The 16,191-nt window shown below is 59.0% G+C and carries 13 protein-coding genes, 1 tRNA gene and 1 pseudogene; 10 read left to right on the top strand and 5 right to left on the bottom strand.

The window, feature by feature from the left end; genetic code table 11:
* Positions 1-59 precede the first annotated feature (59 nt).
* The 3 genes from ychF (at position 60) to AC0L39_RS08685 (ending at position 2,825) form a co-directional block, all read left to right on the top strand.
* Positions 60-1,160, top strand: a complete 1,101-nt coding sequence (ychF, locus tag AC0L39_RS08695; protein WP_473257163.1) for a redox-regulated ATPase YchF — start codon at positions 60-62, stop codon at positions 1,158-1,160.
* Positions 1,161-1,224: 64 nt separating this feature from the next.
* Complete coding sequence (locus AC0L39_RS08690; protein WP_473257162.1) at positions 1,225-2,040, top strand: DUF1206 domain-containing protein; 816 nt, start codon at positions 1,225-1,227, stop codon at positions 2,038-2,040.
* A gap of 50 nt (positions 2,041-2,090) precedes the next feature.
* Positions 2,091-2,825, top strand: a complete 735-nt coding sequence (locus AC0L39_RS08685; RefSeq protein ID WP_473257160.1) for a MauE/DoxX family redox-associated membrane protein — start codon at positions 2,091-2,093, stop codon at positions 2,823-2,825.
* Here AC0L39_RS08685 and AC0L39_RS08680 read toward each other — a convergent pair.
* Positions 2,822-3,310 (bottom strand): hypothetical protein, encoded by a 489-nt coding sequence (locus tag AC0L39_RS08680; RefSeq protein ID WP_473257159.1) that lies wholly within the window; start codon positions 3,308-3,310, stop codon positions 2,822-2,824. The genes AC0L39_RS08685 and AC0L39_RS08680 overlap by 4 nt on opposite strands.
* Positions 3,310-5,145: a DNA mismatch repair endonuclease MutL gene (gene mutL, locus AC0L39_RS08675; RefSeq protein ID WP_473257157.1), complete on the bottom strand. Its 1,836-nt coding sequence runs from the start codon at positions 5,143-5,145 to the stop codon at positions 3,310-3,312. The genes AC0L39_RS08680 and mutL overlap by 1 nt, the downstream gene beginning before the upstream one ends.
* A gap of 188 nt (positions 5,146-5,333) precedes the next feature.
* Here mutL and AC0L39_RS08670 point away from each other — a divergent pair, with 188 nt between their 5' ends.
* From AC0L39_RS08670 to rodA, 5 genes and pseudogenes are all read left to right on the top strand, one after another.
* Positions 5,334-6,377 carry a rod shape-determining protein gene (locus AC0L39_RS08670; RefSeq protein WP_473257155.1) on the top strand — a complete coding sequence of 348 codons (1,044 nt, stop codon included), beginning with the start codon at positions 5,334-5,336 and terminating at the stop codon, positions 6,375-6,377.
* A gap of 51 nt (positions 6,378-6,428) precedes the next feature.
* Positions 6,429-7,337: a rod shape-determining protein MreC gene (gene mreC, locus AC0L39_RS08665; RefSeq protein WP_473257153.1), complete on the top strand. Its 909-nt coding sequence runs from the start codon at positions 6,429-6,431 to the stop codon at positions 7,335-7,337.
* A complete protein-coding gene (gene mreD, locus AC0L39_RS08660; protein WP_473257151.1) occupies positions 7,334-7,897 on the top strand; it encodes a rod shape-determining protein MreD in 564 nt (187 codons plus the stop codon). Before mreC ends, mreD begins: the two co-directional genes overlap by 4 nt.
* Positions 7,897-9,977: pseudogene (mrdA, locus tag AC0L39_RS08655) on the top strand (penicillin-binding protein 2). Before mreD ends, mrdA begins: the two are co-directional and overlap by 1 nt.
* Complete coding sequence (gene rodA / locus AC0L39_RS08650; protein WP_473257149.1) at positions 9,974-11,092, top strand: rod shape-determining protein RodA; 1,119 nt, start codon at positions 9,974-9,976, stop codon at positions 11,090-11,092. Before mrdA ends, rodA begins: the two are co-directional and overlap by 4 nt.
* Before the next feature lie 11 nt (positions 11,093-11,103).
* Here the strand turns inward: rodA and AC0L39_RS08645 are convergent, their stop codons facing one another.
* On the bottom strand, positions 11,104-11,880 hold the full coding sequence (locus AC0L39_RS08645) for a helix-turn-helix transcriptional regulator (protein ID WP_473257147.1): 777 nt from the start codon (positions 11,878-11,880) through the stop codon (positions 11,104-11,106).
* A 339-nt stretch (positions 11,881-12,219) separates the two neighbouring features.
* Here AC0L39_RS08645 and AC0L39_RS08640 point away from each other — a divergent pair, with 339 nt between their 5' ends.
* Positions 12,220-12,378, top strand: coding sequence for a hypothetical protein (locus AC0L39_RS08640; RefSeq protein ID WP_473257145.1), 159 nt, complete (start codon positions 12,220-12,222; stop codon positions 12,376-12,378).
* A 104-nt stretch (positions 12,379-12,482) separates the two neighbouring features.
* A tRNA-Lys gene (locus tag AC0L39_RS08635) sits at positions 12,483-12,558 on the top strand.
* A gap of 141 nt (positions 12,559-12,699) precedes the next feature.
* Here the strand turns inward: AC0L39_RS08635 and AC0L39_RS08630 are convergent.
* Both AC0L39_RS08630 and AC0L39_RS08625 read right to left on the bottom strand, forming a co-directional pair.
* Positions 12,700-13,419: a hypothetical protein gene (locus tag AC0L39_RS08630; RefSeq protein WP_473257143.1), complete on the bottom strand. Its 720-nt coding sequence runs from the start codon at positions 13,417-13,419 to the stop codon at positions 12,700-12,702.
* Positions 13,340-16,015, bottom strand: a complete 2,676-nt coding sequence (locus tag AC0L39_RS08625) for a hypothetical protein (RefSeq protein ID WP_473257142.1) — start codon at positions 16,013-16,015, stop codon at positions 13,340-13,342. Before AC0L39_RS08625 ends, AC0L39_RS08630 begins: the two co-directional genes overlap by 80 nt.
* Positions 16,016-16,191: the final 176 nt, after the last annotated feature.

Below are 16,191 nucleotides of genomic sequence, written 5' to 3'. Positions count from 1 at the left end.
AGCCTTCACGCATCAGCGGCGCTAAGGGCGGCGCTTTCCATTGCTGTAAGAGAACACTCATGGGTTTCCGTTGCGGGATCGTGGGCCTTCCCAATGTGGGCAAGTCCACCCTTTTCAATGCACTTACCGAAACGCAGGCCGCACAGGCAGCGAACTATCCGTTCTGCACGATCGAGCCCAATGTCGGTCAGGTCGCCGTGCCCGATGAGCGGCTGGACAAGATCGCCGCCATCGCCAAGAGCGCGAAGGTGATCGCCACGCAGCTCGGCTTTGTCGACATTGCGGGCCTCGTGAAGGGCGCGAGCGCAGGCGAAGGTCTGGGCAACCAGTTCCTGGGCAACATCCGCGAAGTGGACGCCATTGTGCATGTGCTGCGGTGCTTCGAGGACGACGACATCCAGCACGTCTCCAACACCGTCGATCCGATTGCCGATGCCGAAGTGGTCGAAACCGAGCTGATGCTCGCCGATCTCGAGAGCCTCGAAAAGCGGGTGCCCAACGCGCAAAAGCGCGGCAATGCCGGTGACAAGGAAGCCAAGGCGCTCGCCAGCGTGCTCGGACAGGCTCTCGAACTCCTGAAAGACGGCAAGCCAGCGCGCCTCACCGAACCGAAAGACGACGAGGAAGCGCGCCTGTTCGAACAAGCGCAGCTGCTCACCGCGAAACCGGTGCTGTATGTCTGCAACGTCTCCGAAGAGGACGCAGCTAACGGCAATGACCTGTCCGCCAAGGTCTTCGCCAAGGCCGAAGCCGAAGGCGCGCAGGCAGTCGTGGTCTCGGCCGCAATCGAAGCCGAACTGGTCGAAATGCCGCAGGAGGACCGCGCCGAATATCTCACCGAACTGGGACTGGAAGAAAGCGGCCTCGCGAGGGTCATCCGCGCAGGCTACACCTTGCTGGGCCTCAAGACGTTCTTCACCGCCGGTCCCAAGGAATCGCGCGCATGGACGTTTCCAGACGGCGCGAAGGCACCGCAGGCTGCGGGCGAGATTCACAGCGATTTCGAAAAGGGCTTCATTCGCGCCGAAACCATCGCTTACGACGATTATGTCGGCCTCGGCGGAGAGGCGCCGGCGCGCGATGCGGGCAAATTGCGGCAGGAAGGCAAGGAATATGTCGTGCAGGACGGCGACGTGATGCTCTTCAAATTCAACGTCTGATAATCTCGGAACCCGTTGGCCGCTCATTCCGTTAAGTTTTCAAACACTCATCGGGGAAAATCACGTGGTCGACAAATCTGAGAAATTCAACTGGTTGGTCCGCATCGGCTATTTCAGCCGTGCAATCCTGTATTTCGTGCTCGGCCTGATCGCGCTCACCAGCGCAGGCGAAATCAGCAAGGGTACGGACGGCATCTTCAAGGCGGTAGAAGACTTTCCCGCCGGGACATTTTTCCTGTGGGTGATGGTGGTTGGGCTGTTCGCCTACGCGCTGTTCCGCTTCGCCTCCCCGCTCTTCGATATCGAAAACAACGGATCCGACACGAAAGGCTGGGGCAAGCGCATCGGCCACGCCGGCAGCGGTATCGCTCACCTCGTGCTGGCATGGACCGCGTACAAGGTTGCGACCGGCGGCACCTCATCCAGCGGGACTTCCGGTGGCAGCGGCGCATCGGATGCAGCGGCGGGCGTTCTCTCCATCGGTTTCGGCGGAGTTGTGATCGGGATATTTGGCCTCGCGTTTTTCATTGCCGCATTGGCGCAAGCGAAAAAAGCGATCAGCGGCGATTTCATGAACCGCATTTCCAGCCAGGCTCCCTCATCGACGCGCATGCTCGGCGGCATCGGATTTGCCGCTCGCGCGGTCGTCTATGCGGTAATCGGCTGGTCGCTGGTCCAGACCGGTTTCTTGTCGGGCGGCGCGGAGAATGTCAAAACGCTGGGCAGCGCTGTGGCCTCGCTTGCCGGGACTGGCTGGCTCTTTACCGTCACGGCTGCGGGCTTGCTGCTGTTCGGATTGTTCAGCCTGATCCTTGCGCGCTACCGGATCATCCCGGAGCTGGACAGCGAAGCGGGTGTGCCGAAATTCCGCACCAGCTGATCCCGAGTAGTCCTGCTTGAAAATACCCCAAGGGGGTATATATCACGAGCATGAGCAAGACAGCACAATTGCACCGCATGGTGATGGACAAGCATGTCTGTCCCTATGGAACCAAGGCGAAATACCTGCTTGAAAGCAAGGGTTTCAAGGTTGAGGATTTTCATCTCACGTCCCGGCCCGAAACCGATGCTTTCATGGCAAAACACGGCGTGAAGACCACACCGCAAGTGTTCATCGATGGAACACGCATCGGCGGTTACGACGCGCTGCGCGAACATTTCGGCATTGCCAAAGAGAAAGGCGGCAAGAGTTACCGGCCCGTCCTCGCCGTGTTTGCCGTGGCAGCGGCGCTGGCCGTGTCGCTGTCTTTCGGTCTGCTGGGCGGATTGGAAGTGAGGACCATCGAATGGTTCGTCGCGTTCTCGATGGGAATGCTCGCAATGCTGAAATTGCAGGATGTCGAGCAATTTTCGACCATGTTCGTCGGCTATGACCTGCTCGGTCAGCGTTTTGTGCCGTATGCCTATGCCTATCCGTATCTCGAGGCGCTCGCGGCGGTGCTGATGGCGGGGCGCGTTCTGCCGTGGCTGTCGATCCCCGTCGCCTTCATTATCGGGACGATCGGCGCGATCAGCGTGTTCTACGCGGTCTACATCCAGAAACGCGACATCAAATGCGCCTGCGTCGGAGGCAGCGGCGACGTGCCGCTGGGCTTCATCTCGCTGAGCGAGAATTTGGCGATGATGGGCATGGCGGTGTGGATGCTTTATGGCCTCTCAAGCTAGGGCCACGCTACACATCGGATCGGCCCTCGATACGTGAAGACTAGCCGCTCTTTCGCGTCTCGAATAGTCAACGCGCCCTGATAGGTCGCTCGATCCGGTCCCTGTGGCTCGTACGTTCCGAGATCAATATCCAGTTCAACCGACTGCATACGCCCATCATAATGGTTGTGCACTCCGAAGAGTTGTTCAGAGCCTTCACCGTGCGGCGCTAGCGAGAGAACTTCGCCCTTGATCTGGAAATGGGCTGCATCGTCCCTTGCCCAAAAGATCGGGCGGTCGCTTTCGGAGTCCACGATGTTGCACCCTGCCCCCGCAACCTTGTTTTCGACCATCCCGGCCAGTGTCATCGGTTCCAGTTCACTCGGCATTTGCGGACCTTCCGCCGCCTCGTTCATCGCTTCAAAATCGATTCCTTCGGCGGGAGTGTCGGTCTCCGCAGCGCAAGCTCCGCAAAGCAGTACAGCAAAGATCGATAGCGTCCGCATCAATGCCGCCCGAACAGTTTCTCGACGTCTTCCATGTCGAGCTTCACCCAGGTCGGACGCCCATGGTTGCACTGGCCTGATCGCGGGGTTGCTTCCATTTCGCGCAGCAGCGCGTTCATCTCCGCCACCGAGAGCACCCGCCCTGCCCTAACCGATCCGTGGCACGCCATCGTGGCGAGAACATATTCAAGCCGTTCGGCCAGCAGCAGCGATCCGCTGTCATCGTTCTTGCCATGCTTGGCGATGTCATCGGCGAGGTCCTGAAGCAGCTTGGCGCTATCGGCCTTTGCAATCACGGAGGGCACGGCGCGGACCAGCATTGCGCTGGGACCGAAGCGCTCGATTGCGAGACCGAAGCGGGAAAGACCCTCGGCTGCGTCTTCGAGCCGGTCGCAATCGGCCTCATCCAGTTCGACCACATCCGGGACAAGCAGCGCCTGAGAGCGCCGCGCCGCCTCCCCAGCCCCAGCAGCGCGCAGTCGCTCCAATACAAGCCGTTCGTGCGCGGCGTGCTGATCGACCAGCACCAGCCCGTCGGTGCTTTCTGCCACGATATAGGTGTTGGCGACCTGCCCGCGTGCGATGCCGAGCGGGAATTCCTTCGCCTCCTCTGGGATCGGCACGGCTTCCTCTGCGCGGCCTGTTGGCAGCGCGTCTGGCGATTGGGGCGTCCATTCCGGACGCGGCTCGCTGACGCGCGAGGGCTGCGATGCCGCCCAATCGCGGCCTTCGAAAATGGACCGCAAGGCAGCAGGTTCTGCCTGTGCCGGCTCCTGCTGCCATTTTTCCATTGCCTTTCGGTCCGGCCCTTGCGCGCTGCGGCGGTCGCCGGTTGCAAGCGCTTGCCTGAGGCCGGAGACGATAAACCCGCGTACGCCGCTTGCATCGCGAAACCGCACTTCGGTCTTGGCCGGGTGGACGTTCACATCGACGTCCTGCGGTGGAATGTCTAGGAACAGCGCCAGCACCGCGTGACGATCACGCGCCAGCATGTCGGAATAGGCCCCGCGCACCGCTCCGATCAGCAGCCGGTCCTTCACCGGGCGTCCGTTCACGAACAGGTACTGGTGATCCGCCACGCCGCGATTGTAGGTTGGCAATCCCGCGATGCCCGTCAGCCGCATCACCCCGTGGGGTGTCTCTCGCGCAAGTTCGATGGCGACCGCATTGTCCTTTAATTCGCGAGCAATGATCTGCGACACGCGCGTGGCAAGCGGTTCGTCCACTTGCGTGCTCAGCGCCTTGCGTGTCTTTCCCTCCGACCCGTTTTCCAGCGTGAAGGCAATTTCCGGACGCGACATTGCGAGCCGCCGAACGATGTCGAGGCAGGCTATGTATTCGCTGCGCGGCGTGCGCAGGAACTTTCGCCGTGCAGGCACCTTACCGAACAGGTTTTCGACCCGGATGCGCGTTCCTGGCGGCAGGGCCGCCGGCCCCTCTTCGACAAGGTCACCGTGATCGAGCACCATGCGCCAGCCATCATCGGCGCCGCGAACCCGGCTTTCGATAGCGATGCGCGCGACGCTGGCGATGGAGGGCAAGGCTTCTCCGCGAAAGCCCAGTGTCTCGACCATTTCAATCTGGCCGTCAGGAAGCTTCGAAGTGGCATGGCGTTCGAGCGCAAGTGCCATGTCGTCCCGGCTCATCCCGCAGCCATCGTCGGTAACCTCGAACCGGGTCAGGCCGCCGTCGGTCAGCGCTACACCGATTCGCGCGGCACCTGCGTCAATCGCGTTCTCAACCAGCTCTTTGAGCGCAGAAGCCGGGCGTTCGACCACTTCTCCGGCGGCTATCCGGTTCACAAGATCGTCAGGAAGGCGGCGAATTTGGGGCATTTGTCGCAGGCTAGCGTTCATGCACCGCAAATTCGAGGGTAACGGGGCATATTTTAAGTGCCCTTCAACAATTATTTTGGCGTTTTATGAACGGATTCGCTAGTCGGAACCGGTCATGCCTTGTGGGGTTTTGTTTATTGCAGGGGGTTTGCGTCTGAGCGCCCCGATATCCGTGGAAAAAAGACATAATGAGCTTCTTCGCAAATCTCTTTAAGTTCGGTTCGCAAAACATGGCGATCGATCTCGGGACCGCCAACACACTGGTCTATGTGCAGGACCAGGGGATCATCCTGAATGAGCCTTCGGTGGTTGCCATCGAGACCATCAACGGGATCAAGCGGGTCAAGGCCGTTGGCGACGATGCCAAGATGATGATGGGCAAGACGCCCGACACGATCGAGGCGATCCGCCCGCTGCGCGACGGCGTGATCGCGGACATCGAAATTGCCGAGGAGATGATCAAGCACTTCATCCGCAAGGTCCACGGCAAGCGCAACCTGTTCCGCTATCCTGAAATCGTGATTTGTGTGCCCTCGGGTTCCACATCCGTTGAAAAGCGCGCGATCCGGGACGCAGCCTCGAATGCGGGTGCGTCGGAGGTTCACCTGATCCTCGAACCGATGGCTGCCGCTATCGGTGCAGACATGCCTGTGACCGAGCCGGTTGGTTCGATGGTCGTCGACATCGGCGGCGGCACGACCGAGGTTGCGGTGCTGTCGCTGCGCGGCCTCGCCTACACCACATCGGTTCGTACCGGTGGTGACAAGATGGACGAAGCCATCGTGTCCTATGTTCGCCGCCACCACAATCTGCTGATCGGCGATTCCACCGCCGAGCGGATCAAGAAGGATTACGGCATTGCGGTCACGCCCGAAGACGGCGTGGGCGAGACGATCACGCTAAAGGGCCGCGACCTTGTGAACGGTGTGCCCAAGGAAATCACGATCAACCAGGCGCATGTCGCAGAGGCTCTGAGCGAACCCATCGGCGCAATCGTCGAAGGCGTGCGTATCGCGCTCGAGAACACCGCGCCGGAACTTGCCGCTGACATTGTCGACCAGGGTATCGTCCTGACCGGCGGCGGCGCGCTGATCCGCCGTCTGGACGAACACTTGCGCGAGGAAACCGGCCTGCCGGTCTCCATCGCCGAAGACCCGCTGACCTGCGTCGCCATCGGCACCGGCCGTGCCATGGAAGATCCGATCTATCGCGGCGTCTTGATGAGCGCATAATTGCAGCCGGGAGTATTCCTCCCGGCGAGCTAGAAGAAGGGAAGTGCGGGCATGGCGCCGCCGTCATCGCGCCGATCATCGGGGTTTTCGAGAAAGGCCCAGTATTCGGTTTTCACGGGCTATGTGCTCGCCGGGCTTGGCGCCTTGCTCGGCCTCGGCCTGCTCGCGCTGTCGCTGTGGCAGCCGCCCGCCTTCGCCCCGCTGCGGAACGGTGCGAGCGATACAGTCGCGCCCGTCGGTGAAGGCACTGCCGTAGTGCGCACCTCCACCAACGGCATCTGGGACACGATCTCTGCATATTGGTACGCCGGAAGCCAGAATGCCGCGCTCCGCGAAGAAGTGGAACTGGCCCGCATCAGGCTCGAAGAAGCGAAATCGGTCGAGCAAGAGAACGAACGGCTGAAATCGCTGGTTGCCCTTTCCGAAAGCGAGATACAGCCAGTCGCCGTGGCCCGCCTCGTCGGCTCGACCTCCACGAGCAGCCGCCGGTTTGCCTATATCGGCAAGGGGCGCTCGGACGGGATTGAAATCGGGATGCCGGTGCGAAGCCCGCGCGGCGTTATCGGGCGGGTGCTCGAGGTCGCGCGCAATTCATCGCGCATTCTGCTCCTGACCGACACCGAAAGCGTGCTGCCGGTGCGCCGCTCCACCGATGAAACGGTCGCCTTTGCCGAAGGGCGCGGCGATGGCCTGCTGCGCATCCGCCTCATCAATCTCGGCCTCAATCCGCTCGAGGTCGGCGACGTATTCGTCACCAGCGGCGCTGGCGGGTATTACCGACCCGGCGTCGCGGTTGCCGTGCTAAGCGAGCTGACACCAGACGGCGGCATGGCCCGCTTGATCGCAGATCCGTCCGCAACCGACTTTGTATCTATCGAACCGATCTACGAAGTGGAAGCTTCGGACTCCTCGCTGATCTCGACGGAGACTACACTACAGGAAGCGGAGGCCGGCAATTGAAGGACGGCCTTGGTTCTCCGCCGCGCCGCAGCGCCAGCAATTATAGCGGCGGGATCAATCGCACGGTCGCGCCGTGGCGCGCGAACACCGTCCCCTATGTCAGCATCCTGCTTGGTTCGCTAATTCCGATCCTGTTTCTCGCCCCGACCATGCCGATCCTGCCCCCGCTCGGCTTCATGATGCTGCTTGGCTGGCGCATTATGCGCCCCGGTTTCCTGCCGCTATGGGTAGGCGTCCCGCTTGGCGCGTTCGACGACCTGTTCAGCGGGCAGCCATTCGGTAGCGCCGTGATGCTATGGTCGATCTGCATGATCGTGCTCGAGATTATCGAAACCCGCTTTCCCTGGCGCGGCTTCTGGCAGGATTGGTTCACCGCAGGTCTAGCGCTGATCATGTATATATTGGCCGCTATGGTGGTTTCCGGAGCTACACTCACCCCTCACCTGTTTCTGGCAGCGATCCCGCAGATCGTGCTGGCTGTGCTGCTGTATCCGCTGTTCGCGCGGCTTGTCGCGTGGCTGGACCGCTACCGTTTGACCCGCGCAAGAAGGGTCGGCTGATGGCTGGCCTGTTCAACAAGAAAAAGGGCGTGCGGCGGCGCAACCAGGTGGTGAACGCGTCCACCCTGAAGAACACATTCGACCGCCGCAGTATGGTTATCGGCACGATCCAGGGCGGCATCGGCGTCCTGCTGGCCGTGCGGATGGGCTATCTCGCGATTGCCGAGAATGAGAAATACCGGCTCGAATCCGAAAGCAACCGCGTCAACCTGACTCTGATCCCGCCGCGCCGCGGGTGGATCCTCGATCGCAATGGCTCACCGCTCGCATCGAACAGGGCCGATTTCCGCGTGGACGTCATCCCCGAACGTCTGGCCAATCCCGAAGCGACAATCGACCAGCTCGGCGCTCTTCTCGAGCTGAATGAAGCCCGGATCGCCGATATCAAGCAGGAGCTGGCATCGGCGCGCGGCTTCGCTCCGATCGAGGTCGCTAGCGGCCTCGATTACGAGGAATTTGCCGCACTCAGCGTGCGCCTTCCCGACATGCAGGGCGTCGTCCCGCAGCGCGGCTTCTCCCGCTTCTATCCCACCGGCGCGAGCGTCGGACACCTGATCGGCTATGTCGGACCGGCGTCGGAGGAAGAGTACGAAGAGGACCGCAACCCGATTCTCATCACGCCGGGCTACAAGATCGGCAAGGACGGTCTGGAAAAGCAGTTCGAGAAAAACCTGCGCGGCGTCCCCGGTGCGCGCCGGGTCGAAGTCACCGCATCGGGCCGGATCATCCGCGACCTTGAAACGCGCGAGGATATTCAGGGCAACCCGATAAAGCTGACGATTGACGGGCCGCTGCAGGACTATGCGGCGCGCCGGATCGGTCTCGAAAGCGGATCGGTTGTCGTCATGGACTGCCAGACGGGCGACCTGCTGTGCATGGCATCGATGCCCAGCTTCGACCCGAACAGCTTTTCCGACGGTATCGGCAGCGTCGAATATGCGATGCTGCGCGAAGACCAACGCGTACCACTGCGCAACAAGGTGCTCAAAGGGCTCTACCCTCCAGGCTCCACGGTTAAGCCGATGCACTGCATGTCGTTCCTGAAAGAGGGGATCGACCCGAACCAGACCATCGTCTGCGGCGGGGGACGGCGGATCGGAAACCGCTTTTTCAATTGCTGGAGCAATCACGGCGTCGTCGACATGGCGAAGGCCATTTATCAGTCGTGCGACAGCTATTTCTATCATTTCGCGCAGGAGGTCGGCTTCGACAATGTCGCCGCCTTTGCCAAGCAACTGGGCCTTGGGCAGGAATTTCCGCTTCCTGTCACCAGCCAGTTCTACGGGACCGTCCCGACCTCCGATTGGAAGCTGAACAAGTTCGACCAGGAATGGCGCGCTTATGACACGGTCAATGCGTCGATCGGCCAGGGCTATTACCTGACCAGTCCGCTCCAGCTTGCGGTGATGAGCGCGCGCCTTGCAACCGGCAAGGCACTGAAACCGCGCCTCATTCTCGGAGACGAACTAGCCACTCCGTCCAATTACAATTTCCGCGAGGAGGAGATCACCTATATTCGCCAGGCGATGAGCGATGTGGTCAACGGCCCCGGCACAGCGGGGCGCGGTACCGCCTTCCGTTCGACGATATCAAGATGGCGGGCAAGACCGGGACCGCACAGGTCGTCTCGCTGAATTTCTCCGATGGTAAAAGCGGACCGTGGAAATACCGCGATCACGGCCTCTTCACATTCTTCGCGCCGACCGAGAACCCGCGCTATGCCGGTGCGGTCGTCATCGAGCATGGTGGCGGGTCCGGCGCCGCCTATCCGATCGCGCGCGACGTGATGACTTTCATGTTCGACCCGCAGAAGGGGATCGAGGCACTCAACGCACTGGAAAAGCAATGGGGCGGAACCGCGCAGGAACGGCTCGAGGCGCGCTATACCGCTTACGCTTCGGCGCGCGGCGCGACCGTCACTCCGCCCCCGCGGCGTGACGAGGATATCTTCGATCAGGTCGAAGCGGAAGCCCGGCTGGCGGCCGCGCAGTCGCAAGCGATTGCCGACGATGCCATCGCGCCCCGGCCCGATCCGGCGGCATCGGGCTCTCCCCCTCCGGTAGCGGTGCCGACGGAATGAACCGGATCATACCCGAACCGATAGCGCGCCAGCCTTGGGGGATGCTGATCCCGTTGTTCCTGCTGATCGGGTTTGGTGCAGCGGTGCTGTATTCCGCGGCGGGCGGATCGATGCAGCCCTACGCATCTTCGCACCTGGTCCGTTTCGGCGTGTTCCTAGTGATGGCATCGGTCATCGCCTCGCTGCCGCGCGACCTCGTGAAATTCCTGACCTATCCCGCCTATGTCATTGTGTTGGTCCTGCTGATCGCGGTGGAGATTATCGGACAGGTCGGCGGCGGCAGCCAGCGGTGGCTCGATCTTGGTTTCATGGTGCTTCAGCCATCAGAGCTGATGAAGCCGGTGATCGTGGTGACGCTGGCGCTGTATTTCTCCACGCTTCCGGTCGGATTGATCGCCAGCTGGCGCTCGCTGCTTGTTCCCGGCGCGATGATTGCGGTGCCAATGGGGCTCGTCCTGTTGCAACCCGACCTCGGAACCTCGCTTGCCATCGCCTTTGGCGGCGGGGTCGTGATGCTGCTCGCCGGTTTGCCATTGCGATGGTTCATCGGTGCAGGTGTTGCCGCAGCCGCGGCGGCGCCGGTCGCATTCTTCTTCGGCCTGCAGGATTACCAGCAGCGCCGCGTTCTGACGATGTTCGATCCCGAGGCCGATCCGCTGGGAGCAGGCTATCACATCACCCAATCGAAGATCGCCATCGGTTCGGGCGGCATCTTTGGCAAGGGGTTCAACAACGGCTCGCAAAGCCACCTGCAATACCTCCCCGAGCCGCACACCGATTTCGTGTTTGCGACCATGGCTGAGGAATGGGGGCTGATCGGCGGGCTGTTCGTCATCGTAGTCTTCGCGATCATCATGCGCTGGGGGTGGAGAGTCGCCCTGCAATCGCGCGACCGTTTTTCCAACCTGCTTGCCTCCGGCATGGTCGCGACGATGTTTTTCTACATTGCAGTCAATCTGCTGATGGTGATGGGTTTCGCGCCGGTCGTTGGCATCCCCTTGCCCTTCATGAGTCACGGGGGATCATCGATGCTGACGAACATGATCTGTATCGGCGCGCTGATGATGGTCAACCGCTGGAACCGCAATGCCCCGCGCGGCGGTCTCTCGGGTTAGACCCGCCGCCTTCAGCCGTTGACGAGCCCCATCTTGAGCGCCTTGACCACGGCCCCGATGCGGTCGTTTGCGTCCAGCTTGGCGTAAATCCGCTTCGAGTAGGTTTTAACCGTATCAGGTGAGATTTCGAGGATATCCGCGATTACCGACGCGGACTTGCCCTGCACGATCCATTCCAGAACCTCCTGCTCGCGCTGCGACAATTCGACCACCTCGCGCTCTTCATCGAGCAGTACGCAAACGCGCTGATGCGCAGCCTGCGAGACACTGCGGATCGTCCCGAGTGTAGCCTCGCTTTCCCGTTCGATTGGATGCCCGAAATCGAACGACGCATAAGCGCTCCGGCCGCGCGGCCCGAACAAAGGCACCCCAAATCCGTGCTCGAGCCCGAATTTCTTCATCGCCGCGAAATATTCTTCGTTCTCGGGCGTGTTCGGCGCCGCTCCTTGCGCCTCCTTCCAAGTCATCATGCCGCCATGAGCCATGATGCGGTCCGGAATTGGGTCCTTCTTGCGAAAGTCCGGATCGTCGTAACATTTGAGCCATTCATCATCGAAGCCATGCGCATGTACGACCGTGCGCGAAGAGGTCGGCCCTTCGAAAAGCGGAGTGAAATGATAGCTTTGCCGGATGACGCCCAGATCCTCGCATACGCCAACCGCGTACCAGAGGACCTCCCCAATGTCCTCGAGTGTTTCGATTTTGCCAAAATAGCGCTGCATGACCCGTTCATGAATACACCACGTCACCCAGTTGGGCGACTTTCCGTCAACGTCAGGTAGCGGCATAACCGGCCCTTGGTTGCTCTACGGAGCGCCCACGTTCGGGTCGCGCGCTGGCGGTTCTGCCGACCAGCAACGTTGGACGTGAAAGCCCTGGCGATAGGGTTCCCCCCAATGGTCCCTGTCGCCAGGCATCCGATTCACAAATCCGTCTGGTGGAGGACGCCATGTTTCGCTTTCGCGAGAAGAGTGCATCACTGTGCAGGATCGTCGCCAAGCGGCTCATGGCGGCTGAATGCGGGCGTGGTTCGCTCAAGTCGCGCTGCAATAATTGCGCGCGCAGTCCACCTGCGGGAGGCCGAGGGCCTGAAAACAACCCTGCGCCAATTGCATAAGATCACGCAATTGTCTCAGGCCCAGGCGCTTAAGGCAGTAGCGGAACTGGAACGTTCGCAAATGCTCGCGATCGACCGCGAGCTGCATGACTTGCTCGAATCCCGGCTAACATTGACCAAAGAGATGCGCGACAGCCTGGACGAGGTCGTTCGCCGCGACGCAGCATAAGGTCTTTTCATCTTCGAAAGTCTCGCTATATGCAGCGCCTCGCTTGATTCGAGACGCTGTCACAGACACTCCGAAATCCAGCGATCCGATGTTTCGATCGGAATGGACGCATAGCTCAGTTGGTAGAGCAGCTGACTCTTAATCAGCGGGTCCTAGGTTCGAACCCTAGTGCGTCCACCATTTTTCAAGCGCTTATGGGTGATTGGGGCGGCGTGTTGCCGCGCGTGGGTCCCAATGGGGTCACAGAATAGCGATTGCCTGTTTGGCTGCTTTGCGCCTCAATCCAAGACATATCCTTTCGAGACCTTTATGCTTGCTATATCAACTTCGTAGATTGCGAAGAATGGCAAATCGATCGCGAAAATCTGTGTGACCTTCTACACTAATCGATTGCACAGCGGTCTTTGCCGCTTCAGGCATGCGGGTGATTGGTCGAACTTTACCACTTGGCTCAATGATCAAGGCGAGGGTGCGATTTCGAAAGCTCCCATCTCCATCGGTGGACCCGATCTCGTCTTTTGAGATGTATTTCTGAGCCTTAGCAAATGCCACAAGAGCCAACCCGGACTCACTCAAGAATTCTCGCAGGAAATCGCCGTCAGCAATGATTCTTTCGCCGTAAATGTTGACTGACTCGCGATAGCGTCGAGTTTCAGAACCCCAGGCTTCTGCACGGAAGGCCGGCTTGGATTTGTATTTCCAGGTTCCTCCAAAAGTATCTTCAGCCTCTAGCGAGGCCCTTTTTTGAAGCCACGCCGAAGGCAAAGGACGGCTTGTCGCACTGGATGCCGCATATGGATCGTTTTGATCGATGCCCTTCGAGTGGCTTTCTAACATCTCTAGCCAAGCATGTACTTGTGATCCCTCTCCGTATTCCCAATCCTCATCGTGCGGTTGCGAAGGCAACCATTGGAAGAATTTCGACTCGGCGAGGACGGCCAGCGCAACGCAGTCAGCACTATCAGATGGCACTAGAACCGAGCGAACTTGCACGTTGAGATTTTCTGTAACGGTACGTGTAGCCGGAAACGACAATGTCATCAGACACCTTTCCCGTAAGTGGCCAGTTCAAGGCGCCCGCGAGTTCACCTCGATCACTTTGCGAAATCGACCAACTTCGTTTGTCCTCTTTTTCAGGCATCTCGATCCCGCTAGTCAGATCTAGCGGAAATCTGTCCGTTATGTCCGAAAGCCAGAGACCATCCGAACGGGTGAGCTCAAAGTCACTGAAAAAGCTTTCCCACGGTTTATTTTGCCACCCTTTTACGATCGGTCTTGAGGCCAAAAGCTTTCCAGCCAGATGCATGACACCATGCCATCCTAAGTAAGCGCCATAGCGATCCTTTGCAGGAACCGCCGCACTTCCACTTTCGCGGCTATAGTCCTCTGAGTGCGATCTCGGACAATCGTACATACCGGATACTTTTTCATCCCAACCGTGGACGATCTCAGCGAGCTCTCTATCGACTTTAGTTCCTGGTATGCCAAAAATTGTAGTGAGATCGGAACTCACATACTTCCTGAAATCGTAATCCTGACCGAAACGATCTTCAAAGCTTGGCTCTTCGTCAGGCTCATCGATCTCTCTTTGACGTACTTCTTGAATCGGGAAAGGCGATCGATTGACAGCGGAAACCTGCGAGCGAAGTTCCGACGCTTCCTTGCTAGGCAATGCCGACGCAATGCTTGCAAGGGCTTCTGCAGCAAAATGCTTCATCACAATATGAGGAGAAACTGCGCTGTCCACTACCTCGCTGAACAGCCGCCGCCAGCGGACACCGTCGTGTGGTCGATCTCGCGACACACGTGCTAGCGCGATCAAGAGCCACAGTTGCGCGTGCATCTTGTAGAACGGATATCCTGCATGCAGAAATGCGTTCGGTGGTGGTCCTTCGAAATACCCAACAATCTTGTCGACCACGTCAGTTCGCCCGACCTCGATCAGTCTTCGAACCGCATGGGCAGCTCGCCATCTAGATGCTGCTTTCATGTTCCCCAGTCGCGACCAGATCAGCATGGCCACGATATCCTCTTCCTCCTCAGGAACTAAGAATCCATCGTTCCAAGGGCCGTCACCAACTTCATCTGGCAATCCATGTCCTGTGGTCAGCAGATACTGATTTAAACCCTTGCCGAGGGCACTTCCACTTACAACCGGTGCGAGGCGCGTTGCGAGACAAAGCCACGAGTCGCCTGATAGCTCAGAAGTGTCTCGCCCCAACGCTGATATAGCGGCCCTGACAATAAGTTTTGGGTCACCGCGAAGAGCGTTTGTTAGTCCACGCCATATGCCAGAATTCTCCCATGACGTGCCGATTAGTTCGGGCGCATGTTTCGAAGCTAGTTGGATGGCAAGCTGAGGCATCTCATCACGCAGGGCGTTTGAACTGATGGCCCAATTTTCCAGATGATCCTCGACCGCGTTTAGCTTGTCTGACAAGGTAGCCGCCTGAACCTCCGTTAGGGCACGGGCGAAGTGCAATCGCTCAGCAGGACTTTGCACGTTTTCGGCCAGATGCGCCAAAGTCCGGGAGGGCCATTTTCTACGATCATCGCCTTCAGTGTCATTCTCGATCGCTGCATCGATTGCGTCGGCATCTCCAAAATTAATGCCCACAAAGCGAAAACTCTCACTTTGCTTTTTCTCTGGTTGATACGGTTTCTCGGGTGGATTGCGTGTGGTTAGAGCACGAATTCTCGACACGGCGTTCGACGAATATTTGAGATGCTTTTCCGCCAGAATCTTTAATCCACCAATTGTGGATGACCGAGGCCTCAGTCGATCACTCCGGTCGATCTCAGTAAGAAGTACCTCGAACAGCCACTCGATATTTTCAGGAGCCAAATTTTTGCAAAGGATCTCTGCTAAGTGGTCGAGGCGCCAATTCCATGCTTCCCCAGGCTCCTCTAAGCCAAGCAAACAAGTGGCTAAATCCGCAGAGAGACAACTTCTTTCGACAAGCTCTCCGAGCATTGGTGGCAAGGTCGCACCAAGCTCAATGTGATCCCGGTCATCTAGCCTAGATATGATCGCAAGAGCATCCCTTCCAGCCGCAGGTGCAAGCGATCGCGCAAATTCCGCCCACGGAAATTTATGCGGTTCATGCTGATTGAGTTCTAGAATTCTAGTAAGATTGTGAGCCGCCACGCGATCCAAGACTGAGCCGCTATGCTCGGCGGTCAGTGCGAGTAGGTAGTTCGTTCTATCAAAATCGTCCGAACCGACAGCCTCCGCCAAGTCCAACGCTCGACGAAAATACGCGGCGGCTTCCGGATCACCGACCCGCCAGACAGCGCGCGCCAAGTCCCCGTATGCAGAGATTCGCGCGTTGATGTCGGTATCTGTTGCGATCTGGGCCTCGACAAATGCTGCTAGATCTAAAGCAGCGTCGTGCAATTCTGGTGTCCGGGAGAGGCGCGTTACCATCTCGGTCAGTAAAGGTGTAAAAAGCCCGTGGCCCTCTTTGATAAGAGAGACTAAGCGACGGGCGTTTTGCGCATCGAAAGCACCGATCGCATCGCCGACCTGAAAAAGCGAAGCTACTCCGACCCTAGCAATATACTCTTTTTGATCTCGGTATGGATATGACGACGCTTCTGAAATGTCGGCTTGCAGCTGGGAAATCGCCTCATCCATAACTCTGAATGAAGTAGTTCCAGAGGGAGGTGAGATCATCTCTCCTACTAATCTGGCATAAGGGAGAAGCGGCTTTATCCGGTGCTTTATTGCATTCTCATAGGTCTGCAGAGATTCCGGACTCAGTGAGCTTCGGGTCGAACCATATTTTGATCCTCTTCGAACGTTCTTACGGT

It is taken from the genome of Erythrobacter sp. K21-9 (genome assembly GCF_055808355.1).
This window is presented reverse-complemented; position numbering and strand designations above follow the sequence as displayed.